At 56.1% G+C, this 25,973-nt stretch carries 22 protein-coding genes and 2 pseudogenes; 20 read left to right on the top strand and 4 right to left on the bottom strand.

Annotated elements, in window-relative coordinates; translation table 11 throughout:
- Positions 1–124: 124 nt before the first annotated feature.
- Complete coding sequence (locus tag VW41_15275) at positions 125–1,084, bottom strand: LysR family transcriptional regulator (GenBank protein AJZ90282.1); 960 nt, start codon at positions 1,082–1,084, stop codon at positions 125–127.
- 129 nt (positions 1,085–1,213) lie between these two features.
- Here VW41_15275 and VW41_15270 point away from each other — a divergent pair, with 129 nt between their 5' ends.
- From VW41_15270 to VW41_15245, 6 genes and pseudogenes are all read left to right on the top strand, one after another.
- Positions 1,214–1,957 carry an oxidoreductase gene (locus VW41_15270; GenBank protein AJZ90281.1) on the top strand — a complete coding sequence of 248 codons (744 nt, stop codon included), beginning with the start codon at positions 1,214–1,216 and terminating at the stop codon, positions 1,955–1,957.
- 353 nt (positions 1,958–2,310) lie between these two features.
- Entirely contained in the window at positions 2,311–3,441 is a 1,131-nt protein-coding gene (locus VW41_15265; protein AJZ90280.1) for a bifunctional PTS system fructose-specific transporter subunit IIA/HPr protein, read from the top strand.
- Positions 3,441–4,379, top strand: a complete 939-nt coding sequence (fruK, locus tag VW41_15260) for a 1-phosphofructokinase (protein AJZ90279.1) — start codon at positions 3,441–3,443, stop codon at positions 4,377–4,379. The genes VW41_15265 and fruK overlap by 1 nt, the downstream gene beginning before the upstream one ends.
- 16 nt (positions 4,380–4,395) lie before the next feature.
- Positions 4,396–6,084 (top strand): PTS system fructose-specific transporter subunits IIBC, encoded by a 1,689-nt coding sequence (locus VW41_15255; protein AJZ90278.1) that lies wholly within the window; start codon positions 4,396–4,398, stop codon positions 6,082–6,084.
- A gap of 107 nt (positions 6,085–6,191) precedes the next feature.
- Positions 6,192–6,489: pseudogene (locus VW41_15250) on the top strand (toxin RelE).
- Positions 6,476–6,760 (top strand): transcriptional regulator, encoded by a 285-nt coding sequence (locus VW41_15245; GenBank protein AJZ90277.1) that lies wholly within the window; start codon positions 6,476–6,478, stop codon positions 6,758–6,760. The pseudogene VW41_15250 and the gene VW41_15245 overlap by 14 nt, the downstream one beginning before the upstream one ends.
- 43 nt (positions 6,761–6,803) lie before the next feature.
- Here VW41_15245 and VW41_15240 read toward each other — a convergent pair whose 3' ends face one another.
- Together VW41_15240 and VW41_15235 are read right to left on the bottom strand one after the other, a co-directional pair.
- Entirely contained in the window at positions 6,804–7,661 is an 858-nt protein-coding gene (locus VW41_15240) for an endonuclease IV (protein ID AJZ90276.1), read from the bottom strand.
- 86 nt (positions 7,662–7,747) lie between these two features.
- A pseudogene (locus VW41_15235) lies at positions 7,748–8,796 on the bottom strand (membrane protein).
- 125 nt (positions 8,797–8,921) lie between these two features.
- Here VW41_15235 and VW41_15230 point away from each other — a divergent pair.
- The 10 genes from VW41_15230 to VW41_15185 all read left to right on the top strand — a co-directional run bounded on the left by VW41_15230 (position 8,922) and on the right by VW41_15185 (position 19,737).
- Positions 8,922–9,788: a transcriptional regulator gene (locus VW41_15230; protein ID AJZ90275.1), complete on the top strand. Its 867-nt coding sequence runs from the start codon at positions 8,922–8,924 to the stop codon at positions 9,786–9,788.
- A 184-nt stretch (positions 9,789–9,972) separates the two neighbouring features.
- On the top strand, positions 9,973–10,758 hold the full coding sequence (locus tag VW41_15225) for an amino acid ABC transporter substrate-binding protein (protein AJZ91996.1): 786 nt from the start codon (positions 9,973–9,975) through the stop codon (positions 10,756–10,758).
- Positions 10,759–10,768: 10 nt separating this feature from the next.
- A complete protein-coding gene (locus tag VW41_15220) occupies positions 10,769–11,437 on the top strand; it encodes a polar amino acid ABC transporter permease (protein AJZ90274.1) in 669 nt (222 codons plus the stop codon).
- Positions 11,434–12,090, top strand: a complete 657-nt coding sequence (locus VW41_15215) for an amino acid ABC transporter permease (GenBank protein AJZ90273.1) — start codon at positions 11,434–11,436, stop codon at positions 12,088–12,090. The genes VW41_15220 and VW41_15215 overlap by 4 nt, the downstream gene beginning before the upstream one ends.
- A complete protein-coding gene (locus tag VW41_15210) occupies positions 12,071–12,808 on the top strand; it encodes an amino acid ABC transporter ATP-binding protein (protein ID AJZ90272.1) in 738 nt (245 codons plus the stop codon). The genes VW41_15215 and VW41_15210 overlap by 20 nt, the downstream gene beginning before the upstream one ends.
- A gap of 189 nt (positions 12,809–12,997) precedes the next feature.
- Positions 12,998–14,467 (top strand): lysine transporter, encoded by a 1,470-nt coding sequence (locus VW41_15205; protein ID AJZ90271.1) that lies wholly within the window; start codon positions 12,998–13,000, stop codon positions 14,465–14,467.
- A gap of 180 nt (positions 14,468–14,647) precedes the next feature.
- Positions 14,648–15,763, top strand: coding sequence for an iron ABC transporter substrate-binding protein (locus VW41_15200; protein ID AJZ91995.1), 1,116 nt, complete (start codon positions 14,648–14,650; stop codon positions 15,761–15,763).
- A gap of 15 nt (positions 15,764–15,778) precedes the next feature.
- Positions 15,779–16,855, top strand: coding sequence for an iron-siderophore ABC transporter permease (locus VW41_15195; GenBank protein AJZ90270.1), 1,077 nt, complete (start codon positions 15,779–15,781; stop codon positions 16,853–16,855).
- Complete coding sequence (locus tag VW41_15190) at positions 16,855–17,640, top strand: iron ABC transporter ATP-binding protein (GenBank protein AJZ90269.1); 786 nt, start codon at positions 16,855–16,857, stop codon at positions 17,638–17,640. The genes VW41_15195 and VW41_15190 overlap by 1 nt, the downstream gene beginning before the upstream one ends.
- Positions 17,641–17,766: 126 nt before the next feature.
- Entirely contained in the window at positions 17,767–19,737 is a 1,971-nt protein-coding gene (locus tag VW41_15185) for a catecholate siderophore receptor CirA (GenBank protein AJZ90268.1), read from the top strand.
- A gap of 612 nt (positions 19,738–20,349) precedes the next feature.
- Here VW41_15185 and VW41_15180 read toward each other — a convergent pair.
- A complete protein-coding gene (locus VW41_15180; protein ID AJZ90267.1) occupies positions 20,350–21,186 on the bottom strand; it encodes an S-formylglutathione hydrolase in 837 nt (278 codons plus the stop codon).
- Between the two features lie 238 nt (positions 21,187–21,424).
- On the opposite strand from VW41_15180, the gene folE reads away from it, so the two are divergent.
- The 4 genes from folE (at position 21,425) to VW41_15160 (ending at position 25,725) form a co-directional block, all read left to right on the top strand.
- A complete protein-coding gene (gene folE, locus VW41_15175; GenBank protein AJZ90266.1) occupies positions 21,425–22,090 on the top strand; it encodes a GTP cyclohydrolase in 666 nt (221 codons plus the stop codon).
- Between the two features lie 19 nt (positions 22,091–22,109).
- Entirely contained in the window at positions 22,110–23,267 is a 1,158-nt protein-coding gene (locus VW41_15170) for a hypothetical protein (GenBank protein ID AJZ90265.1), read from the top strand.
- 122 nt (positions 23,268–23,389) lie between these two features.
- A complete protein-coding gene (locus tag VW41_15165) occupies positions 23,390–24,445 on the top strand; it encodes a transcriptional regulator (protein AJZ90264.1) in 1,056 nt (351 codons plus the stop codon).
- A 284-nt stretch (positions 24,446–24,729) separates the two neighbouring features.
- Positions 24,730–25,725: a sugar ABC transporter substrate-binding protein gene (locus VW41_15160; protein AJZ90263.1), complete on the top strand. Its 996-nt coding sequence runs from the start codon at positions 24,730–24,732 to the stop codon at positions 25,723–25,725.
- The last annotated feature ends 248 nt before the right edge of the window (positions 25,726–25,973 follow it).

Below are 25,973 nucleotides of genomic sequence, written 5' to 3'. Positions count from 1 at the left end.
TTTGGGTGACAGGAAAAAGAATGCGCGAAGTGTACTCTCGTTGCCCTTAAATAGACAGATTTAGCCATAAGCCCCGCCGGGGGACTCGCACAAATCATCCAGGAGAAAATAAAGCGTTAACTGCTCAGGATCGGTGCCCCTTAGCTTCAGCCTCAGCCAGCTCATGAGAGTCCAGCACGTAGTCTGATGAATCGAGCAAACGTTCGACGGTCAAATCGATAAAAGATCGGACTCGTGCCGGCTGCGCCGGTCGGCTGCCGTAGTAGATATGCACGCTCATGTGATCCGTCATATGTCGGGTTAGCAGCGGTATCAACTTGCCTGCGCGAATCAGGGGCGCAGCGGACAAACCGGAAAGCAGGCCTATGACGTGGCCAGATAACACCGCCTGTGTTTCCAGGTGGGCATCATTGGTTGATAACGCGGGGCGCACATTAACGGACGTGACTTCGCCTTCGACATTGAGTAGCCAGGGGAGCACCCGGCCTGAACCGGGATGGCGAAAGGTACTGCACCTGTGTTCAGACAGTTGGGCAATGGATGTTGGGGCGCCACGAGTCGCCAGGTAACCCGGCGAAGCGCAAACGATAAGCTGCATAGCAAAGAGCCGGCGTACAAAAAGCCCTTCCTCAGGAGGGTGGCCTATACGAAAGCCAACATCGGTACGCTCATCCACCCAGCTTCCGATGCGGTCATCAAGCTTTATGTCAGGTTCAATCTCCGGATAGCGGGTACAAAACTCATCAATCAAAGGCCAGAGTAGAGGCAAAAATGCGTATTTTGGGGCAATGATGCGCAAGGGGCCGGCAATGGAGTCTTTGACATTACGGATACGATCTCCTGCTCGTGCCAGAGACGCCAGCGCGGGTTTAGCCTCTTCCAGAAATTGCTGTCCTTCCGTCGTCAGTGCCAGTCGCCGCGTAGTGCGATGAAGCAGCCGCACGCCTAAACGCTGTTCCAGAGCGGAAAGTGCCTGACTTGCCGCCTGTGGGCTAATGCCCTGCATGGCGGCCGCCCGACGAATGCTGCCCAGCTCTATCGCGTTGATGAAGATTTCGATGGCCCGAAGATCGCTGGCTGCCATAAATGTTCCTCGCGTCAATTTGTTTTCAATTATCAATCTGTACTTTCTATTGCGTCAATAAATAGCCCGCTAGTGGGTTGATATTCTTTTGCCTAACATCTGCGTTGAAACCCCTACCTGGAGCGTGTGATGAACAACATTAAAGATAAAGTCATTGTGATAACCGGAGCCAGCAGCGGTCTGGGTCTGGCCGCTGCGCGTCGGCTGAGTGAACAGGGAGCCCATGTCGTGCTGGGGGCTCGTCGGATTGAGCGCTTACGGCAGTTGTCCGATGAGTTAACCAGCGGGGGGCGGCAGGCTCTCGCCGTTGAGACCGACGTGACTGTGCTCGGCGATGTGCAGCGGCTCGTCGGGAGGGCGGTTCATGCCTTCGGTCGGGTTGATGTGATGGTCAATAATGCAGGCTTAATGCCGATCTCGGCGCTTGAACGGCTGAAAGTTGAGGATTGGGAGCGAACTATCGATGTGAACATCAAGGGCGTGCTCTATGGTATTGCGGCGGCCTTGCCGCATATGCAGCGCCAAATGTCCGGACACTTTGTCAATGTCGCGTCGGTGGCCGGGCATAAAATCATGCCTGGCGGAACGGTCTACTCTGCGACGAAATTTGCCGTACGTGCGTTGACGGAAGGCCTGAGACAGGAGGTAAAACCCTGGAATATCCGCACGACAATTCTTTCGCCCGGGGCCGTTGATTCTGAATTGCCGAACAGTATCACCGAAGAAGATGTTGCTCGTGGCATGCAGGGGTTTTATCAGACAACGGCTATTCCGGCCGATTCCTTTGCCCGTGCGATTACCTTCGCCCTTGAACAGCCCGATGAAATGGACGTGAACGAAATCGTCTTCAGGCCAACTCGTCAGCTCGCCTGAGGCCGCTCCACGTCGGTACAACATTTACCGACGTGGTTTCTTTGTATGTTCCAGCCGTCAATTTCCACCGTCGAGTACAACCCCCGCCAACTGCTGTGTGGCCATAGCTGAAATTTGCTGATGCCGGTCCGTAAACGGCCGCCGGTGCGCTGAATTTCCCGTCTGCTAAACTGAAAATGTGCTGAAGCTCTAAATTTCGCAAACAGAAATACGAGAAATGTTGCGTGAAATGCAGCATTAGCGCAACACTCCTTGAAACGTTTCAGCGTCATCTTTTTGCATCCCGCAGCTCGAGATGGCGCATTTTTTCTCAAGCAAGCTGAATCGTTTCAATTCAGCGAGAGAGGCGATCTATGTTCCAGTTATCTGTGCAGGATATTCACCCGGGCGAAGCTGCCGGGAGCAAAGAAGACGCTATCCGCCTGATTGCCGCCGCCCTTGTGCAGGCAGGCAACGTCGGCGAAGGCTACGTCAACGGTATGCTGGCGCGTGAACAGCAAACCACAACCTATTTAGGCAACGGGATTGCTATCCCACACGGCACCACAGACACGCGCGATCTGGTGCTGAAAACCGGCGTTCAGGTTTTCCAGTTCCCGCAGGGGGTGGCGTGGGGTGAGGGGCAGACTGCTTACGTGGCGATTGGTATTGCCGCCAGCTCCGATGAACACCTCGGCCTGCTGCGCCAGTTGACCCATGTGCTGAGTGACGACGACGTTGCTGAACAGCTGAAATCCGCCGCCAGTGCGGAAGAACTCCGCGCGTTGCTGATGGGCGAAAAACAAAGCACCGCGCTGCTGCTGGACAACAGCCTGCTGGCGTTGAATGTTGAGGCCAGCAATCTGATGACGCTGCAGGCGCTGAACGCCGGGCGCCTGAAACAAGCCGGTGCGGTTGATGCTGCTTTTGTCAGCAATGTGATTGCCGGCAACCCGCTTTATCTTGGTCAGGGCATCTGGCTGAACGACAGCGCGGAAGGCAACCTGGCGAGCGCCGTTGCCGTCAGTCGTCCGGCGGCAAGCTTTGAGGCGAACGGGAACCCGGTTTCTTTCCTGATGACCGTGGCCGTGGCCGACGAGCAGCCCTTGCAGGTACTAAACCGCCTGAGCGACATGCTGATTGGCAACCGTGCCGACAGGCTTTTAACCGCAGATGCCCCGGCGTTGCTGACGCTGCTGACCAGCGATGATGCCCCGACGGAAGAAGCGCTGAGCGCCGAATTTACCATACGCAATGAACACGGCCTGCACGCCCGCCCGGGTACGGCGCTGGTCAACACCATAAAACAATTTAATAGCGAAATTACCGTGACAAACCTTGATGGATCCGGGAAACCGGCAAATGGACGCAGTCTGATGAAAGTTGTAGCGCTGGGCGTGAAAAAAGGCCACCGCCTGCGCTTTACCGCACAGGGGCAAGATGCTGAACAGGCGTTGAAAGCGATTGGCGAAGCCATCGCCGAAGGTTTGGGGGAGGGCGCGTAATGACCAGACGTGTAGCGACGATCACCCTAAACCCGGCCTATGACCTGGTGGGCTTTTGCCCGGAAATCGAGCGTGGAGAGGTGAACCTGGTGCGTACCACCGGCCTGCATGCGGCTGGCAAGGGCATCAACGTAGCCAAAGTGCTTAAAGATCTTGGCATTGACGTTACGGTGGGCGGCTTCCTGGGCAAAGACAATCAGGATGGTTTTCAGCAACTGTTCAGCGAGCTGGGGATTGCTAACCGCTTCCAGGTCGTGCAGGGCCGCACCCGCATCAACGTTAAGCTGACCGAAAAAGACGGCGAAGTGACCGATCTGAACTTTTCCGGTTTTGAAGTCACCGGCGCTGACTGGGAACGCTTTGTGGCCGACTCCCTGAGCTGGCTGGGTCAGTTCGACATGGTTTGCGTCAGCGGTAGCCTGCCGGCGGGCGTTTCCCCGGAAGCGTTCACCGACTGGATGACGCGCCTGCGCAGCCAGTGCCCGTGCATCATTTTCGACAGCAGCCGCGAAGCGCTGGTTGCCGGTTTGAAAGCGGCGCCGTGGCTGGTCAAGCCGAACCGCCGTGAGCTGGAAATTTGGGCCGGTCGCAAACTGCCTGAACTGAAGGATGTGATTGAGGCGGCGCATGCGCTGCGTGAGCAGGGGATTGCGCATGTGGTGATTTCTCTCGGCGCTGAAGGTGCGCTGTGGGTTAACGCCTCAGGGGAATGGATTGCCAAACCACCAACGTGTGAAGTTGTTAGTACCGTTGGCGCAGGGGATTCAATGGTCGGCGGCCTCATTTATGGCCTGCTGATGCGCGAGTCCAGCGAACACACGCTGCGCCTTGCTACCGCCGTTGCTGCCCTGGCCGTTAGCCAGAGCAACGTAGGTATTACCGATCGTACACAGCTGGCCGCTATGATGGCTCGTGTCGACCTGAAACCTTTCCACTGACAGCAGGAGACAGGCAATGAAAACGCTGTTAATTATTGAGCCGGGACTTGGGCAGGCGCGCGCGTATCTGGCGAAGACGCTGCTCGGTGCCGCAGCGCCAAAAGCGCACCTCGACATTATTGATAATCCGAACGATGCCGAACTGGCGATTGTGGTTGGCAATGCCATTCCTGCTGACACCTCGTTGAACGGCAAAAAAGTGTTCCTGGGCGATATCGATCGCGCGGTGCAGCACCCAGAACTGTTCCTGAGCGAAGCGAAAGGTAAAGCACATACATACACCGCACCAATAGCTAGCGCATCCGCTCCAGCAAAAGGGCCGAAGCGGATTGTCGCCGTAACCGCCTGCCCAACCGGCGTGGCGCATACCTTTATGGCAGCGGAAGCTATCGAAACCGAAGCGAAAAAACGTGGCTGGTGGGTGAAGGTTGAAACCCGTGGCTCCGTCGGCGCAGGGAACGCGATTACCCCTGAAGAAGTGGCCGAGGCGGATCTGGTGATTGTGGCGGCGGATATTGAAGTGGATCTGGCCAAATTTGCCGGCAAGCCGATGTACCGCACGTCTACCGGCCTGGCGCTGAAGAAAACGGCTCAGGAGCTGGATAAGGCGCTGGTTGAGGCCAAACCTTACGAAGCCGCAGGTAAAGCAAGCGCGGCCCAGGAGTCCGGTAAAAAAGAGAGCGCCGGGGCGTATCGCCACCTGCTGACCGGCGTGTCCTACATGCTGCCGATGGTGGTTGCGGGCGGGCTGTGTATTGCGCTCTCTTTTGCCTTCGGTATCCAGGCCTTTAAAGAGCCGGGCACGCTTGCTGCGGCGCTGATGCAGATTGGTGGTGGCTCAGCGTTTGCGCTGATGGTGCCGGTCCTGGCGGGCTACATTGCATTCTCGATTGCTGACCGCCCAGGTCTGACGCCGGGTCTTATCGGCGGCATGCTGGCAGTTAGCACCGGCTCCGGGTTTATCGGCGGTATTATCGCTGGCTTCCTTGCGGGTTACATTGCGAAACTGATTAGCTCGAAGCTGAAGCTGCCGCCAAGTATGGAAGCGCTGAAGCCGATCTTGATCATTCCGCTGTTCTCAAGCCTGGTTGTTGGCCTGGCAATGATCTATCTGATCGGTACCCCGGTGGCTAAAATTCTCGCGGGTCTGACCCACTGGCTGCAAACTATGGGTACCGCAAACGCGGTCCTGCTGGGCGCTATCCTGGGTGGGATGATGTGTACCGATATGGGCGGCCCGGTGAACAAAGCGGCTTACGCTTTCGGCGTCGGCTTGCTCAGTACCCAGACTTACGCGCCAATGGCGGCTATCATGGCCGCAGGCATGGTGCCACCGCTGGCGCTGGGTCTGGCCACGCTGGTTGCTCGCCGTAAGTTTGATAAGGCGCAGCAAGAAGGGGGCAAAGCGGCACTGGTTCTGGGGCTGTGCTTCATTACCGAAGGCGCGATTCCGTTTGCCGCTCGTGACCCGATGCGCGTGCTGCCTTGCTGCATCATCGGCGGGGCGCTGACGGGCGCTCTGTCCATGGCCGTTGGCGCGAAGCTAATGGCCCCGCACGGCGGCCTGTTTGTCCTGCTGATCCCAGGGGCGATTACCCCGGTGCTGGGTTATCTGCTGGCGATTGTGGCCGGTACGCTGGTGGCTGGCCTGGCCTACGCCTTCCTCAAGCGTCCTGAAACGGAGCTGGCGGCGAAGGCCGCATAATCTCCCGCTCAACGAAAAACGCCTCGCTAATGCGGGGCGTTTTTCTTTCTACTATCAATGTTACTCTCCGACCAATCATGAAAGGCCGCTAACTATTTACCCGGCAGATTAAACAGTTTGCGACAGATGATGAACTGAGTGCGTTGCAAAAGGTTTTAATTGGCCCCCGGAGAAAGGGGACCTGATTCAGGGCACCGGAGGGTTACGGAAAATCAGAATGGCAACCGGCGTCCGGGGTAAAAGCGGGGCGCTCGGGTAATCTATTTTTTGGCAGCGGCAGAGATGATTGGGTTGATCATGGCGTGGCCGAAGCACGTCAAAGACAACCTGACGGCAGTAGAAAAAGCTGAACTCAGGAAGCTGACTAAATTATTAAAAGGTAGCGTAGAAAATGAGCTTCTTTAATGACCTTAAAACCTCGCTTGAAGAGGCGGTGGAAATTAAAAACGTGAGCAACATACCCGCGAAGATCGTGCGTTATGATGTGGCGGATGTTCGGGCGATAAGAGAACAACTGAAGGTTTCGCAAAGTGAAATGGCTGAGGCCTTAGGCACCAGCGTTGACACGATCAAAAGCTGGGAATCAAAACGCCGCAATCCCACCGGGCTAGCGGCCAAGGTACTGGCTACGATTCAGAGCAACCCGGCATTTTATTATGAGCTGGCAGCACACTGAGGTGTGGCTACCAGCAATGACCCTGATGCATACAGTGACAGAATTAAGCCGTGGCTTCCTCGTGCTGCTGCGCCTTAAGCCAGGCTATCTCTTCGGCCCAGATATCCGGGTTGGTGGTTTCCAGAATTAACGGGATACCGTCGAAACGGGCGTCACGCATAATCCAGCTAAACGGCGTGTGGCCTATGTTGCCCAGCCCCAGGCTGTTGTGGCGGTCAACGCGGCTGCCAAATTCACTTTTTGCATCGTTGAGGTGCATCCCGCGCAGGTACCTGAAGCCGACGATACGCTCGAATTCGCTAAAGGTCTGTTCGCAGTCAGCTTCGGTGCGCAGATCGTACCCGGCAGCAAAAGCGTGGCAGGTGTCGATGCAGACGCCGACGCGGGATTTATCTTCCACGCCGTCAATAATTGCCGCGAGATGCTCAAAGCGGAAGCCAAGGTTGCTGCCCTGACCGGCGGTGTTTTCAATTACGGCGGTCACGCCTTCAGACTTCTCCAGCGCAATGTTAATCGACTCCGCAATGCGCTTCAGGCATTCCTCTTCCGGAATTTGCTTCAGGTGGCTACCTGGATGGAAATTCAGCAGCGTCAGCCCCAGTTGCTGGCAGCGAACCATTTCGTCAATAAATGCCTCGCGGGATTTTTCCAGCGCATCCTCAACCGGGTGGCCGAGATTAATCAGGTAGCTGTCGTGAGGGAGGATTTGGCCGGGGCCGTAGTGGTATTTTTCGCAGGCGCTCTTAAAGCTGTCGATGATTTCGCTGGTTAGCGGTGCGGCGCGCCACTGGCGTTGATTCTTGGTGAACAGGGCAAAAGCGGTGGCTTCCAGTTCGTGGGCGCGGATGGCGGCGTTTTCCAGGCCGCCCGAGGCGCTAACGTGCGCTCCAATAAACTTCATCTGTCTTCTCCTGTTTCTTGACGGGCAAAACCCGCTATCGGTAATCCGTCATGATAGCGGGTCAGGAGGCTTTTTTCCGTATTGAATTAAGCTAACAGATGGTGAACCGCCAGGTTAATAGCGCCGCCGCCTACGATTAACCAGATAAACAGCACCAGCGCCATCAACAGCGGGCGAACCCCGGCCTTTTTCAGGGCGCTAACGTGGGTCGTCAGGCCCAGCGCGGCCATCGCCACTGCCAGCAGGAAGGTATCCAGCGTTACCAGCACATTTACCAGCGCCTGCGGCAAGAAGTGGAAGGAGTTAAAAATCGCCACCACGATGAACAGTATCGCAAACCACGGGATGGTAATTTTACCCGTCTGCGCCGCGCCTGCCGGTGCCAGAGATTTCACGCGGGCGGCCAGGAAATCAGGAACGGGGCGAGCATCATCACGCGCAGCATTTTGGCAATGACCGCTGCATTTTCCGTTTCCGGACTAATGGCGTGGCCTGCGGCAACAACCTGGGCAACCTCGTGCATTGTTGACCCGGTGTAGATCCCGAAGGTTTCCGGCGTAAACCAGTGGCTAACCAACGGGTAAATCATCGGGTAGATAAAAATAGCCAGCGTCCCGAAGATAACCACGGTTGCGACGGCAACGGTGACTTTACTGGCTTCGGCTTTCACGACGGGTTCGGTGGCAAGTACCGCTGCCGCGCCGCAAATACTGCTGCCTGCGCCAATCAGCCAGCTGGTTTGCTTATCCAGACCAAACACTTTTTGACCGAGCCAGCAGGCGAGGGCGAAGGTGCTGCACAGCGTGAGCACGTCAATTACCAGGCCGCTGACGCCAACATCGGCAATTTGCGAAAACGTCAGGCGGAAGCCATAAAGAATAATCCCGAGACGCAGAAGGTGTTGCTTGGCGAACAGCACGCCGCCGTCGCATTGCTGCCAGATTTTTGGGTAAACGGTATTGCCGATAATCATGCCGCAAAGAATGGCGAGCGTCAGGGCACTAAGGCCGACGCCGGCTACCGCTGGAATGTTGCCAAGCCATAATGCCAGGCCGGTAATGGCGGCGGAAAGCGCCAGTCCCGGTAAAAAATGCCACAGCGTGTGGCGCTGAGTTTGTACGGTGAGTGCTGTCATAACCTTCTCCTCTGTCACGGCAAAAAGGCTACGCCTGGCTGGCATAAAAATAAAATTGATTATATATTTATAATTAATCTTTATAAGTGGTAAGCGACGCGCTGCCACCACAGGACATCTCTCTTATGCATATCACGCTGCGGCAGTTGGAAGTGTTTGCTGAAGTGCTTAAAAGCGGCTCGACCACGCAGGCATCTCAGATGCTGTCGCTTTCCCAGTCGGCGGTCAGCGCCGCCCTTGCCGACCTCGAAGGTCAGCTTGGGGTTCAGCTTTTTGACCGCGTTGGGAAGCGCCTTGTGGTAAATGAACACGGCAGACTGCTCTACCCGCGAGTCGTGGGGCTGCTGGAGCAGGCCGGTGAAATTGAGCAATTGTTCCGGGAAGATAACGGCGCGATCCGGGTGTATGCCAGCAGCACTATTGGCAACTACATCCTGCCGGAGATGATTGCCCGCTATCGTCGTGACTTTCCAAAACTGCCGCTGGAGCTTAGCGTCGGCAACAGCCAGGATGTGATTAATGCGGTGGCGGATTTTCGCGTGGATATTGGCCTGATCGAAGGGCCTTGCCACATGGCGGAACTGGTAACAGAACCGTGGCTCGACGATGAGCTGGTGGTCTTTGCTTCGCCGGGCAACCCGCTGGTGCACCAGCCGGTGACGCTGGAAAGCCTGGCAAAACAGCCGTGGATCCTGCGCGAGCGCGGCTCAGGCACCCGTGAAATCGTCGACTATTTATTACTTTCGCATCTGCCAGAGTTTCAGTTGGGAATGGAGCTGGGCAATTCTGAGGCGATAAAACATGCGGTACGCCACGGGCTGGGTATTAGCTGCCTGTCCCGCCGGGTGATTGCCGAGCAGCTGGAAAGCGGTTCGTTAGTTGAGGTGGCTATTCCTCTCCCCCGTCTGGTGCGGACCCTGTACCGGATCCACCATCGCCAAAAGCACATCTCTAACGCGCTGCTGCGTTTTCTGCGCTACTGCGAAGCGTAATGCACCAAAATCTTGCAGTTGCACCTGATTGGGGTGTGGCTGCGAGGCAACGTCCTTCCGTTTAATCTCTTTTTCACCTTAATGCTGCAGCGATCTTCGAGCTTCATCCGCGTTGGCACATTAGTTGCAGAATTGAATTCAAAGAATCTTTTGTTTCAATCAGGCGACGAGGCTGCACATGACGATGAAAAAATGGTTGTTCTCTTTAGTTGGCGCAACGGTTCTGCTGGCTCAGGCCGGAGCGGTTATGGCCGATCAACTGCAGGATATTGAAAAACGCGGCGTGCTGCGCGTGGCGGTCCCGCAGGATTTCCCGCCTTTTGGTTCGGTGAATGCTGACCTGAAACCGCAGGGTTACGACATTGATATGGCCGCCTACCTGGCGAAGGGGCTGAAGGTCAAGCTGCAACTTGTGCCGGTCACCAGCGCGAACCGCGTGCCCTATCTGCAGACGGATAAAGTTGATCTGGTCATTTCCAGCCTCGGCAAGAACGCTGAACGTGAAAAAGTCATCGATTTTAGCCGCGCTTATGCCCCGTTCTTCCTCGGCGTGTTCGGGCCTAAAGACGGCCCGGTGGCCGATGCTAAAGCGCTCAGCGGGAAAACCATCGGCGTGACCCGCGGTGCAGTGGAAGACATGGTATTAACCGATCTTGCACCCAAAGACGCCGACGTGAAGCGCTACGAAGACAACAACACCACCATTTCTGCTTATCTTTCAGGCCAGGTGCAGTACATCGCCACCGGTAACCTCGTCGTTGCGGCGATTGCCCGCCAGAGCCCAACCAAAGCCCCCGTCAGCAAATTTATGCTCAAGGACTCGCCTTGCTACATTGGGCTGAAAAAGAATGAACCAGCGCTGAAAGCGAAGGTAGACGAGCTGATTGGTGACGCGCTGAAGGACAACACCCTGAACACCCTGTCGCAGAAATGGATGCAGGCGCCGTTGCCTGCCAATCTCGGCGCTTGAGGAGCCGGGCATGACCACGCAACTTGATTTTGCCGGTCTGCTGCCTTACTGGCCGGAGTTACTCTCCGGCCTGTGGGTGACGCTGGGACTCACTTTTATGTCGACGGTGGGTGGCGTTGCCATCGGCATTACCGGGGCGGCCATTCGCAGTGGCAAATCCGGGCTGTTAAGCCTGGTGTGGGGCGGCTACGTGGAGCTGATTCGCAACACGCCGTTTGTTGTGCAGCTGTTCTTTATTGTGTTTGGGCTACCGGCGCTGGGGCTAAAGCTCAACGCCGGGGAAGCGGCGCTTATCGCGATGCTGATCAATCTCGGGGCTTATAGCACCGAAATTATCCGGGCGGGTATTCAGGTTACGCCCAAAGGGCAGTGGGAAGCGGCTCGTGTGCTGGGGTTAACCCGCAGCCAGACCTTTTTACGCGTGGTGCTGCCCCCTTCGCTGAAGCGTATTTATCCGGCGCTGGTCAGCCAGTGCATTATCGTGATGCTGGGCTCTGCCGTGGTGTCGCAGGTGTCCTGTGAAGATCTTACCTTTGCGGCCAGTCTCATTCAGTCGCGGACCTTCCTCAGCTTTGAGGTCTACCTGGTGACGACCTTAATGTATCTGGTGCTGTCGTTAATTATGCGTCAACTGCTGCTGGCGGCAGGGCGAAAATGGTTGGGGAGTGATGTCGGATGATGACGTTTACCGACTGGGATATCGTGCGCAACCTGCTGCTGGCGGCTCGCTGGACGGTGCTGCTTTCACTGATTGCATTTTTCTGCGGCACGCTGGTGACCTTGCCCTTATTGCTGCTGCGTATTAGCCGCTGGAAGTGGCCAAAACGTTTCATTGCCGCCTACGTGGCGCTGTTTCAGGGCACGCCGCTGCTGATGCAGCTGTTCCTCGCCTTCTTTGGTATCGCGCTGTTCGGTATAGACGTGAGCCCCTGGACGGCGGCCACGCTGGCTCTCACGTTATTTACCAGCGCGTTTCTGCTGGATATCTGGTACGGCAGTATCCGCGCACTGCCGAAAGGCCAGTGGGAGGCCTGTCGCTGCCTCGGTTTGAGCTTTGGGCAGACGCTGTTTCGGGTGATTGCCCCGCAGGCGCTGCGTATCGCCGTGGCGCCAACGGTCGGGTTTTCGGTGCAGGTCATCAAAGGCACTGCCCTGGCCTCGATCATTGGTTTCGTCGAACTGACCAAAGCTGGCACCATGCTTAATAACGTGACATTTGAGCCGTTTAAAGTCTTTGCCCTGGTGGCGCTTGGCTATTTCTTACTTTGCTACCCGCTGTCGCGCTACAGCCGCTATCTGGAGAAAAAATTCCATGCCGCTCATCACCATTAATGACGTACAAAAATATTACGGCGACAACCACGTACTGAAGGGCGTTAGCCTTGATATCGACATGGGCGAAGTGGTGTCGATTATCGGCCGCAGCGGTTCGGGTAAAAGTACTCTGCTGCGCTGCATGAACGGGCTGGAAGGCTACCAGGATGGCAGCATCAAGCTCGGGGGGATGACCATTACCGACCGTGAGTCGCAGGCGCGTGAAATCAGCCGCTCTGTCGGGATGGTGTTTCAGAACTTTAATCTGTTCCCGCACATGACCGCGCTGGAAAACGTGATGCTGGCGCCGCGCCGGGTACTGAATAAAAGCGCCGCTGAATGCCGCGAGCTGGGGCTGGAGATGCTCAACAAAGTCGGCCTGGGTGAACGTGTGGACTACTATCCGGCTAACCTGTCCGGCGGCCAGCAGCAGCGTGTGGCCATTGCCCGCGCGCTGGCGATGAACCCTAAAGTACTGCTGTGCGATGAAATTACCTCGGCACTTGACCCTGAACTGGTAGGGGAGGTGCTGAAGGTGCTGGAACAACTGGCTGCGGAAGGCATGACGCTGATTCTGGTGACCCATGAGATGAACTTTGCCCGTGAAGTCGGCGACCGCGTGGTGTTTATGCATCAGGGCAAAGTGTGGGAGCAGGGGGAGAGCAAGTCGTTCTTCGCCAACCCTCGAACCCAGGAACTGCAGCAGTTTATTTCGTCCGTACGCGGGCTAGGTTAATCTTTGACCGCCGGTCAGTTGACCGCGCCGGCGGTATTTTAATTCCCCTCAACTTATCGGCCTGATAAGTGACTTGCTAATAATCGCCGGGCGATCATGAAGCTCTCTTATAACCCGGGATTTCTGCTATCTGAATAAAGACGTTTTGTTACAATCTTGCCTCATTTTTTGGATAGGCAACAATTTCCTATGGTTTCACAAGATAAAACGACAGAAGCGCCTGGCTTACGCCGCGAATTAAAGGCGCGCCACCTGACGATGATCGCCATCGGCGGATCCATCGGTACGGGGCTTTTCGTTGCCTCTGGGGCGACAATTTCTCAGGCGGGGCCGGGTGGGGCGCTGCTTTCTTATATGCTGATTGGCCTGATGGTGTACTTCCTGATGACCAGCCTGGGTGAACTGGCGGCGTTTATGCCTGTGTCCGGTTCTTTCGCGACCTACGGCCAGAAATACGTTGAAGACGGCTTTGGTTTCGCCCTCGGCTGGAACTACTGGTACAACTGGGCGGTGACCATCGCCGTTGACCTCGTGGCCGCACAGCTGGTAATGAATTACTGGTTCCCGGACACCCCCGGCTGGATCTGGAGCGCGCTGTTCCTGGGTATTATGTTCCTGCTCAACTGGATTTCCGTGAAGGGCTTTGGCGAAGCGGAATACTGGTTCTCGCTGATAAAAGTGACCACCGTCATCATCTTCATCATTGTGGGTGTGATGATGATCGTGGGTATTTTCAAAGGGGCGCAGCCGGTAGGCTGGAGCAACTGGACAACCGGCGATGCGCCGTTTGCCGGGGGCTTTGCCGCAATGATCGGCGTGGCGATGATCGTCGGCTTCTCCTTCCAGGGCACCGAGCTTATCGGGATTGCTGCCGGAGAGTCCGCTGACCCGGAGAAAAACATTCCTCGCGCCGTGCGTCAGGTGTTCTGGCGAATCCTGCTGTTCTATGTCTTCGCTATTCTGATTGTCAGCCTGATAATCCCTTATACCGATCCCAGCCTGCTGCGCAATGACGTGAAAGACATTAGCGTCAGCCCGTTTACCCTGGTGTTCCAGCACGCCGGCCTGCTGTCTGCGGCGGCGGTTATGAACGCCGTTATCCTGACGGCGGTGCTGTCTGCGGGTAACTCCGGGATGTACGCCTCCACGCGTATGCTTTACACCCTGGCCTGCGACGGCAAAGCGCCGCGTATTTTCTCGAAGCTTTCAAAGGGCGGTGTGCCGCGTAATGCACTGTATGCGACCACCGTTATTGCCGCGCTGTGCTTCCTGACGTCTATGTTTGGCAACCAGACCGTTTACCTGTGGCTGCTGAATACCTCGGGGATGACCGGCTTTATTGCGTGGCTCGGGATTGCTATCAGCCACTACCGTTTCCGCCGCGGCTATGTGCTGCAGGGCAACGACATTAACGACCTGCCGTACCGCTCGGGCTTCTTCCCGATTGGGCCTATCTTCGCTTTCGTGCTGTGTCTGATCATCACCCTGGGCCAGAACTACGAAGCGTTCCTGTCTGACACTATCGACTGGGGCGGCGTCGCGGCGACCTATATCGGCATCCCGCTGTTCCTGGCTATCTGGTTTGGTTACAAGATAACGAAGGGCAGCCGTTTTGTGCGCTACAGCGAAATGGAATTCCCAAAATTTCGTGAGAAATAAGCCTTAGCAACAATAAGTTACTCTTTAGAGGGCGTGATTATCACGCCCTTTTTTATTTCGCTCTCGCCAGCAATAATTCCTTCGGGTTATAGTAGAGAACAATTAAATTGATAACCATTATCATTTGCTTTATCGTTAACGACATTCTTTAAGGAACGAAGGAGTGTTAGCGTGAAGCGTATGATTAAACTCAAGAATATTTGTCTGGCTGTGGCATTAACCGCCGCCGGTTTGTCTTCCGCACTGGCCGCGACGGTGACCGATATCGTCGGGCGTGAAGTGACCATCCCGCAGAAGGTTGACCGCATTTTACTGGGGGAAGGGCGCCTGTTTTATGCCCTGGCGCTGCTGGAAGGGCAAAAGCCGATTGACCGTATCGTTGGCTGGCAGGGCGATTTCCGTAAGTTAGATACGCAGACTTACGAGCAATATAAAGCGAAATTCCCGAAAATTGATGACATCCCGCTAATTGGCAGTACTACCGCCGACAGCGTCAGCCCGGAAAAGGTGCTGACTTTGCACCCGGATGTGGCGATTTTTGGCCTCTCTGGCCATGGGCCAGGCCGTCATAGCGAACTGGTCTCTCAGTTAGAGAAAGCGGGCGTCCCGGTGGTCTTCGTTGATTTTCGCACCTCGCCGCTCAAAAATACCTTGCCGAGCATGCGCGTGCTGGGCAAAGTGTTGCATCGCGAGAAACAGGCCGATGATTACATCGCCTTTTATGAAGCAAACCTGAAAAAAATTACCGACGTCACCGGCAAGATGGCGGAAAAAGAGAAGCCATCGGTGTTTATCGAACTGCGCGCTGCGGCCATGGAAGAGTGCTGTGGCTCAGCGGGGAAAGGTAACATGGGCGACTTCATCGACCTGGCGGGCGGCACGAATATTGCCAAAAACTTGCTGCCGGGCGCGCTGGGCACGGTAAACCTGGAAAAAGTGCTTGCCGTTGACCCGCAGGTTTATATTGCCAGCGGCGGTAAAGCACCGGGTTCAACCTCTCCGGGCGTAGTGCTTGGCGCTCAGGCTACTCAAGCCGAAGCGCAGGCTAGCCTGCAGAGCGTGCTGGAGCGTAAAGGCATTGACCAGCTAACGGCGGTCAAAGAGGGTCGCGCCTATGGCGTATGGCATAATTTCTACAATTCGCCGTACAACATCCTGGCGATTCAGGCGATGGCCACCTGGTTCCATCCACAGCAGTTTGCTGAGGTGAACCCGGAACAGACAATGCAGCAACTTTATAAACAGTTCCTGGCGGTCGAGCCAACGGGAACGTACTGGACCGATCTTAAGAAGTAACGAAGGTAAGACTTAATGAGTGCCACCACCGATCCGATGCCAAACGAGGCGCAGCCTGCCACCATTATGGGGCGCTACCAGCAGGTGCTACGCCACCGCTATTTGCTGATGGGGGCGTTGGTCATTGCGATCTTAGCCTCGCTGCTGTTGGACTTTACCCTTGGCCCATCAGGGCTGCCGCTGGATACGCTGTGGCAGACCCTGATTGACCCAGCCAGCGCTAACGCCGGTACGCGGGTGATCGTGTGGGACATTCGTCTGCCTTATGCGCTGATGGCGCTGCTGGTCGGTATGGCGCTGGGCCTGGCGGGGGCGGAGATGCAAACCATCCTCAATAACCCGCTGGCCAGCCCGTTTACCCTCGGCGTCTCCTCCGCTGCGGCCTTTGGTGCCGCGCTGGCGATTATCCTCGGCATCGGTATTCCCGGGGTGCCGGATCAGTGGTTTATCTCCGCTAACGCCTTTGTCTTTGCGCTGTTCGCCGCGCTGATGCTGGACGCCATTACCCGCTGGACTCGAGTCGCGAGTTCCGGCGTGGTGTTGTTTGGTATCGCGCTGGTGTTCACCTTTAACGCCCTGGTGTCGATGCTGCAGTTCATCGCCAGCGAAGACACGCTGCAGGGGCTGGTGTTCTGGACGATGGGCAGCCTGGCGAGAGCCTCCTGGGACAAACTCGGCGTGCTGCTGCTGGCTTTCGCCATCATTATGCCTATCTCCATGCTGAGCTCCTGGAAGCTCACCGCGCTGCGCTTAGGCGAAGATCGCGCCGTCAGTTTTGGCATCGACGTCAAGCGCCTGCGTTTAGGCACGTTGCTGCGCATCAGTATTTTGTCCGCGCTGTCCGTGGCGTTTGTCGGCCCCATCGGCTTTATCGGCCTGGTGGCACCGCACATCGCCCGTATGCTGTTTGGTGAAGATCACCGTTTCTACCTGCCGGGTAGCGTGCTGGTCGGGGCGCTGGTGCTGTCGCTGGCGTCCGTGGCGTCTAAAAATATTATCCCTGGCGTCATTATTCCGGTGGGGATTGTCACCTCGCTGGTGGGCGTGCCGTTCTTCCTGAGTATTATTCTGCGCCATAAGGGGAACGTGTGATGCAGGGCTTAAAGATTGATGCATTCAACGCCGGTTACCCAAAGCGTAAAATTATCGAAAACCTCAGCGTGCCTGCGCTGCCGCGCGGCAAAATTACCGTGCTGCTGGGGCCGAACGGCTGCGGCAAATCGACGCTGCTGCGTTCGTTAGCGGGGCTGAATCGCGCGGAAGGGCAGCTGTATCTGGACGGTGAAGACCTGATGGCTCTGCCGTTTGCCAAACGCGCTGAAAAAGTGGTTTATCTGCCGCAGTCGCTGCCGCAGGGCGTTCATTTGCATGTGCTGGAATCCATTATCGTGGCGCAGCGCGCATCCGGTGGCCGTCACAGCGCCGAAAGCGAAGCTCAGGTTATGGAACTGCTGAAACAGCTGGGGATCTCGCATCTGGCGCTGAGCTATCTCGACCAGCTTTCCGGCGGGCAAAAACAGCTGGTTGGCCTGGCGCAGTCTTTGATTCGCCGTCCGTCCCTGCTGCTGCTCGATGAGCCGCTGAGCGCGCTGGATTTGAATTATCAGTTCCACGTCATGGATTTGGTCGCCCGCGAAACCCGCGAGCGCAATATCGTCACCGTTGTTGTGGTGCATGATATCAATATTGCTTTACGCCATAGCGAGCATGTTCTCATGCTGCGCGACGGCAAACTGGTTGCCAGCGGTGAGCCGGAGGATGTGATTACTCCGCGCAGTCTGGCCCAGGTTTACGGGGTGAAGGGGCGCATTGAACGCTGCTCACAGGGGGTTGCCCAGGTGCTGATCGACGGCCTGGTGGAAACGCCCACCGTATAACAACGCAGTTCAGGAATACTATGGAACACAATATGCAGCCGGCGGCCAATGTAGCCGCTGGCGCATAGTGCAATGTGAGCGCTAAACGGTAGTTTCGTTTGTAATTCACCTCATGGAGAGAAAGAAATGTTAAGGTTGAATCCCATTGTCCGGGGAGGACTTTGTGCGTCTGTACTCAGTCTTGCATTCCCCGTCATCGCTGACGATCGCGAAGAAACCCTCGTTGTCACCGCGTCTGCCACCGAACAAAACCTCAAAGATGCGCCCGCCAGTATCAGCGTGATCACCCGGGACGAACTGCAAAAAAAACCAGTTAACAATCTGAAAGATGTGCTGCAGAACGTGCCCGGCGTCCAGTTGACCAACGAAGGGGATAACCGCCGTGGCGTCAGTCTTCGCGGCCTGGACAGCAGCTATACCCTGATTCTGGTAGACGGTAAACGAGTCAACTCCCGCAATGCGGTATTCCGCCATAACGACTTTGACCTGAACTGGATCCCGGCGGATGCGATTGAGCGCATCGAAGTGGTGCGCGGGCCGATGTCTTCTCTTTATGGCTCAGATGCCCTTGGCGGCGTGGTGAACATCATCACCCGTAAAGTCGGCAAAGCCTGGCATGGCACTTTCACCGTAGATTCCACCGTGCAGGAACACCGCGATCGCGGCGACACCTATAACGGTAACTTCTTCACCAGCGGCCCGTTGATTGACGACGTGCTGGGCGTAAAAGTCTATGGCAGCCTCGGTAAGCGCCAGAAGGATGGCCAGCAGGCATCGACGACGAACGCCAATGGCCTGACGCCGCAGATTGAAGGTTTCACTTCCCGCAATGCCAGCACGGAATTTGCCTGGACACCGGCTGATAATCAGGATGTCACCCTGGGCTACGGCTTTGACCGCCAGGACAGGGAATCAGACTCGCTGGATAAGAATCGTATCGAACGTCAGGATTATTCCCTCGGGCATAACGGGCGCTGGGGCTTCGGCAATACCGAGCTGCGTTTCTACGGCGACAAAATTGATAACCTGAACCCGGGCAACAGCGCGGCTATCACCTCACGCAACAACAGCCTCGACGGTAAGCTGGTACTGCCGCTGAGCGATATCAACCAGTTCCTGACCTTTGGCGGGGAGTGGCGTCACGACAAGCTGAGCGACCCGGTGAATATTACCGGCGGCAATAGCTCGAATACCTCGGCCAGCCAGTACGCCCTGTTTATCGAGGACGAATGGCGCATCTTCGAACCGCTGGCGCTGACCACCGGCATTCGTATGGATGACCATGAAACCTACGGCGACCACTGGAGCCCGCGGGCATATCTCGTCTATAGCGCGACGGATACCCTCACCGTCAAAGGCGGCTGGGCCACGGCATTTAAAGCCCCGTCCCTGCTGCAGCTTAGCCCGGACTGGACCAGCAGATCCTGCCGTGGCGCCTGCCAGATTGTCGGTAGCCCTGACCTGAAACCGGAAACCAGCGAAAGCTTTGAGCTGGGGCTGTATTACGCCGGGGATGAAGGCTTTCTGGACGGGGTGAGCGGCAGCGTGACTGCCTTCCAGAACAACGTTGAGGATATGATTGATATCCAGCGTACTGCGAACCGCAGCGTAGCGCCGTCTTACTCAAACTTTGTGGGCTTTGATAGGAGCGGTAACCCTATCTTCCGCTATTACAACGTGAACAAAGCGCGTATTCGCGGCGTGGAAACCGAGCTGAAAATACCGTTTAACGACCAGTGGAAGCTGTCGCTGAACTACACCTATAACGACGGGCGCGATCTGAGCAACGGTGGCAATAAACCGCTGCAGCAGCAGTCGTTCCACACGGCTAACGGTACCGTTGACTGGGCGCCGCTCGAGGACTGGTCGTTCTATGTTTCTGCAAACTACACCGGCAAACAGCGTGCGGTCTCCGCGACGGATAAAACGCCTGGCGGCTATATCGTGTGGAACACCGGCGGTGCCTGGAAAGCGACGAAGAACGTCAAGGTGCGGGCTGGGGTTCTGAACCTGGGCGACAAAGATCTGAATCGTGATATCTACAGCTATAACGAAGACGGTCGTCGCTACTTTATGGCGCTGGATTATAGTTTCTAAGTTGTTGGGCGCTTTTCCTGTCCTCTAAAAAGGGTCGGCTAAAGTTCCGTTCACCTTAATTCCAGCTTCATATGTGGCCACCGCACCGGTGAACGACTAGGGGAAGTCACCGTCACTTCCCCGAGACCCCGGACTCCCGGCCAAATAAATCGACCGCTAAAGCGGCAGACCTCCGTTTTATCTCCTGGTCCTGGGTCGGCGGAGATGCGTTCCAGACGCTCTCAGCCTCCGGCCGTTCCCGACGTCCGGACCCTGGCCAGTCGGAGAGAAAACGGAGGCGATTTAAGCCGGAACCGTGCCTCGCTTCTTATTTTTACCCTCACCCTGACCCTCACCCTGGAAAGGAGAGGGAGAAAACAAAGTTTCCCATAACTTTTGTTTTCTCCCTCGCCCCTTTGGGGAGAGGGCTGGAGTGAGGGGAAGATTTGCTCCCGGCTCTCATAGCCGGTGGGTTTACCGCTTCAGCGGCGAAGAGCTCGCCGGGCGCCGGGGGGAATGCCACCTGACACGTTCACCGTGCTGCGAACGTGCAGGGGAAATAGATTCTCAGGTGAACGGAAAATAACGGAGTAACAGAGCGCTCACCGCTAAGATTAGGGGGAGGGCAACTCACTAACCCTGCAAATGCTCCGCGTGAAAACGAAGATGATCCTCAACAAACGTCGCAATGAAATAGTAGCTGTGGTCACAGCCCGGCTGAATACGCAGCGCCAGCGGCCAGCCCTTCTCCTGCGCGACTTTTTCAAACTCTTCTGGCCTTAGCTGGTCGGCGAGGAATTGGTCGTCATCCCCCTGGTCGATGAGCATAGGCAATTGTGCCGACTGCGGGGCTTTAGCCAGCAGGCAGCAGCTGTCCCAGTCTTGCCACAAGGACTCATCCGTACCGAGATAGGCTTTAAAGGCTTTTTGCCCCCACGGCACGCGGGTCGGGTTAACAATCGGCGCAAAAGCAGATACCGACCGGAAGCGCCCGGGGTTTTTCAGGGCCATCATTAATGCACCATGCCCGCCCATGGAGTGACCAAAGATCGACGCTTTTTCACTGACGCTAAAATTATCCGCAATCAGCTGCGGTAGTTCGTCGCGCAGGTAATCGTACATGCGGAAGTGCGTAGCCCACGGCTGCTGAGTTGCGTTGAGATAAAAGCCCGCGCCCTGGCCCAGGTCGTAGCCTGCATCGTTAGGAACGTCTTCGCCCCGCGGGCTGGTGTCCGGCATCACCAGCACAATGCCAAGCTCTGCTGCAACGCGCTGCGCGCCCGCTTTGGTCGTGAAGTTTTCATCGTTGCAGGTTAGCCCGGAAAGCCAGTAAACCACCGGCGGTGGCGTGGCGCTTGCCGGAGGTGGGAGAAAAATACTGAACGTCATGGGGCAGTTAAGCACGGTAGACGGGTGGCGCCAGCGCTGCTGCCAGCCTTCGAAACATCGGTGTTCTTCCAGTAATTCCATCCAGAGGATCCTTATCTATTTTCAAGACTTATGAACAACTTTCACTTCACCTGAGTCTAGCCATCCCGCATTATGGCCGCAACGGTATTGTTCTCGGCCGCTCAGGCCATGAACGGTATTTTCGATTTCAATAATTATGCCCGGCACTACTGGATTCTAAGCACGTGCTGCCGCACAATAAGCGGACACTTTGCCTCATGAAGGGCAGAGGTCAGCCACACCTGCAGGAGAAAACAGCATGTCATCACTCTCAAAAGAAGCCGCCCTGGTTCATGAGGCGCTGGTTGCGCGCGGTCTGGAAACACCGCTGCGTCCGCCGTTGCGTGAACTGGATAATGAAACCCGGAAAAGCCAGATTGCCGCCCATATGACGGAAATCATGCAGCTGCTTAATCTCGATTTGAGTGACGACAGCCTGATGGAAACCCCGCATCGCATCGCAAAAATGTATGTCGATGAAATTTTCTCCGGTCTGGATTACGCCAATTTCCCGAAAATCACCGTCATTGAAAACAAAATGAAGGTGGATGAAATGGTCACCGTGCGCGATATCACCCTGACTAGCACCTGCGAGCACCACTTCGTGACTATCGACGGCAAAGCTACCGTGGCGTATATCCCGAAAGAGACCGTCATTGGCTTGTCCAAAATTAACCGCATCGTGCAGTTTTTCGCTCAGCGTCCGCAGGTTCAGGAACGCCTGACCCAGCAGATCCTGATTGCGCTGCAAACGCTGCTGGGCACCAACAACGTCGCGGTTTCCATCGATGCGGTGCATTACTGCGTGAAAGCGCGTGGCGTAAAAGATGCCACCAGTGCGACCACCACCACGTCGCTCGGCGGCCTGTTTAAGTCCAGTCAGAATACGCGTCAGGAGTTCCTGCGCGCAGTACGCCACAATTAATCCCCTCAGGCAGGTATCCGTGGAGAGAAATGTCACCCTGGACTTTGTCCGCGGTACCGCCATTCTGGGCATCCTGCTGCTCAATATTGTCGCCTTTGGCCTGCCGAAGGCGGCTTATCTCAACCCGGCCTGGTATGGCGAGATAACTTCCCGCGACGCCTGGACCTGGGCGGTAATGGACCTGTTTGCCGAAGTTAAATTTCTCACGCTTTTTGCGCTGCTGTTTGGGGCAGGCCTGCAAATACTGCTGGCCCGTGGCTCACGCTGGATCCAGTCGCGGCTGACGCTGCTGGTGCTGCTGGGATTTATTCACACGCTCCTGCTGTGGGACGGTGACATTTTGCTGGCTTACGGCCTGACCGGGCTGGTGTGCTGGCGATTGATTCGTGACGCAACCGGGCAAAAGCAGCTATTTAACACCGGGGCGGTGCTATACCTCATCGGCATTGGCGTGCTGCTGCTGCTGGGCGTTATTTCAGGCAGCGGCGTTAACCGCTCCTGGGTGCCTGACGCCGCTAATCTGCAGTATGAGCAATGGTGGAAGCTCGGCGGCGGCGTGGAGGCTATCAGCAATCGCGCAGATTTACTCTCGTCAAACCTTGTGGCGCTGGGCGCGCAATACGGCTGGCAGCTGGCAGGCATGATGCTGATTGGTGCGGCGCTGATGCGCAGCGGCTGGCTGAAAGGGGAGTTCAGCCTGAAACACTACCGGCGAACCGGAGCCATTTTGATCGCCATCGGCATGGCGATTAACCTGCCGGCGATAGTGGCCCAGTGGCAGTTGAAATGGGATCCCCGCTGGTGTGCGTTGCTGTTACAGGCCCCGCGCGAGCTGAGCGCCCCGTTTCAGGCTATTGGCTACGCCGCGCTGGCCTGGGGATTCTGGCCACAGCTGTCACGCTTCCGGCTGGTGGGCTGGATTGCCTGCGTCGGGCGGATGGCGCTGACCAATTACCTGCTGCAAACAGTTATCTGCACAACCTTGTTCTATCGCTTTGGTTTATATATGAAATTTGACCGCCTCGCGCTGCTGGCCTTTGTGCCTGCCGTGTGGATGGTGAATATTCTGCTGTCGGTCTTCTGGCTGCGCTATTTCCGCCAGGGGCCGGTGGAATGGGTATGGAGACAGTTAACCGCCCGTGCCTCAGGGAATGCATTACGCAAAGCACAGAGATAATGATATTCGTCACAAAGGTTAACGAATTGTATGTAACCGCTTTCATCACTGTGATCAACTTCACGTCGAACCGCCCCCCACTCGCCGCAAAATAGCCACCTTGCCTAAAACAGGGTGCACCTATGAGACCGACTCCCCCAACGCCGATTACCATTCGTGACGTTGCCCGTATCGCCGGGGTTTCAGTAGCGACAGTATCCCGAGTATTAAATAACAGCGCGCTGGTCAGCCCGGAAACGCGCGAAAATGTCATGCTGGCGGTTTCTGAGCTGGGCTACCGTCCAAATGCCAATGCGCAAGCGCTGGCCACTCAGGTGAGCGACACCATTGGTGTGGTAGTGATGGACGTGTCCGACCCCTTCTTCGGGGCGCTGGTGAAAGCCGTGGACGTGGTTGCCCAGCAGCACAATAAATATTTGCTGATCGGCAACAGCTACCACCAGGCAGAGAAAGAACGCCATGCCATAGAAGTGCTCATCCGCCAGCGCTGTAGCGCGCTAATTGTGCACGCAAAGGCGCTGAGCGATGAGGAGCTGGCTAATTTTCTGGAACAGGTGCCCGGCATGGTGCTGATCAATCGCCTGGTGCCCGGCTATGCCCATCGCTGCGTCTGCCTGGACAACGTCAGCGGGGCGGTGATGGCCACGCGGATGCTGCTGAACCAGGGCCACTCGCGCATCGGTTATCTGGCCTCAAGCCATCAGATTGAAGATAACGACCAGCGGCATCAGGGCTGGCTACAGGCGCTGGAAGAGCAGGGGATTTCGCCGCCGGAGGGCTGGGTTGGAATGGGCACGCCGGACATGCAGGGCGGAGAGGCCGCGATGGTTGAGCTGCTGGGTCGTAACCTGCAGCTGAGCGCAGTCTTTTCTTATAACGACAGCATGGCGGCCGGCGCGCTAACGGCGCTAAAAGACAACGGCATCGCCGTACCGCAGCATGTTTCCATCATCGGCTTCGACGATATTCCCATTGCCCGCTACACCGACCCACAGCTGACGACCGTGCGCTATCCGGTGGTTTCTATGGCGCGCCTGGCGACAGAACTGGCGTTACAGGGTGCGGCAGGCCAGCTGAACAGTGATGTAACGCACTGTTTTATGCCGACTTTAGTCCGCCGTCATTCGGTCGCGATAAAACAAAATGTGGCGTCGATCACTCCGCTGTCAAAGAGTTAGATGTAACCGGTTTCAATCTGTGAGTAAATTCACAGTTAATTAACATTGCGCTGACTATTATGTCAGCGTTTTATCAGCTGAAACACTATGTAACGGTGACTGCTCACTTTTAGCATCGTGATAAGGCCACTAGCTATCATAAAAACGCAGTATTGGATTGTTACCGAACACGGAAGTGCACATTTTTTTAGGATAACTTCGGCATTCAGTAACTTTTTCATAACATTACTGTCCTGCCTGGTTTCGAACGCGAACTACCCTGCAAAATAAAAACCGGAGATACCATGAATAAGAAGGTTTTGACTCTGTCCGCCGTGATGTCCTGCATGCTGTTTGGTGCCGCAGCGAACGCCGCTGACCGTATTGGTGTGACGATTTATAAATACGACGACAACTTCATGTCAGTGGTTCGTAAAGCTATCGAGAAAGATGCGAAAGCGTCACCTGACGTACAGCTGCTGATGAACGACTCCCAAAACGACCAGTCCAAACAGAACGACCAGATCGACGTTCTGCTGGCCAAAGGCGTGAAAGCGCTGGCCATCAACCTGGTTGACCCGGCTGCAGCGGGCACCGTAATCGAAAAAGCACGCGCGCAAAACGTGCCGGTTGTGTTCTTCAACAAAGAACCTTCCCGTAAAGCGCTGGATAGCTACGACAAAGCTTACTACGTTGGTACCGACTCCAAAGAGTCCGGCATCATCCAGGGCGACCTGATCGCTAAACACTGGGCGGCTAACCCGGCCTGGGATCTGAACAAAGACGGCCAGATCCAGTTCGTGCTGCTGAAAGGTGAACCGGGCCACCCGGATGCCGAAGCGCGTACCACCTACGTTATCAAAGAGCTGAACGATAAAGGTCTGAAAACTCAGCAACTGCAGCTGGATACCGCCATGTGGGATACCGCTCAGGCTAAAGACAAAATGGATGCGTGGCTTTCCGGCCCGAACGCTAACAAAATCGAAGTGGTTATCGCTAACAACGACGCGATGGCAATGGGTGCAGTAGAAGCGCTGAAAGCGCACAACAAAACCTCTATTCCAGTCTTTGGCGTAGATGCCCTGCCGGAAGCGCTGGCGCTGGTGAAATCCGGTGCAATGGCCGGTACCGTGCTGAACGACGCCAACAACCAGGCAAAAGCCACCTTCGACCTGGCGAAAAACCTGGCCGACGGTAAGCCAGCCGCCGAAGGCACTAACTGGAAGATTGAGAACAAAATCGTACGCGTACCTTATGTAGGCGTGGATAAAGATAATCTCGCACAGTTCATCGGCAAATAAATACCCGTCATCCTTTGAGCCGCAGGGACGTTAACTGCACTCGCTCACCCCAGTGACTTACTTGATGTAAGCGCCTGGGGATCCGTGAGCTTGCTGCGTTACTCGGCAGAGCCTCGCCCCGACGGGGCAAGCGCAATGCGCTGTTCAAAAGACTTGAAAGTCTTTTGTCCTGCAGCTCGAATTATTAAGGGTATAACGTTTTTTTGTTGTATACGGGCGCAGAACCCTGCGCCCGGCTTTAGGCCAGT

The organism is Klebsiella michiganensis, from assembly GCA_000963575.1.
Classification (GTDB): Bacteria; Pseudomonadota; Gammaproteobacteria; order Enterobacterales; family Enterobacteriaceae; genus Cedecea; species Cedecea michiganensis_A.
Note: the sequence above shows the minus strand (reverse complement) of the source record. Positions and strands in the feature narration are given on the sequence as shown.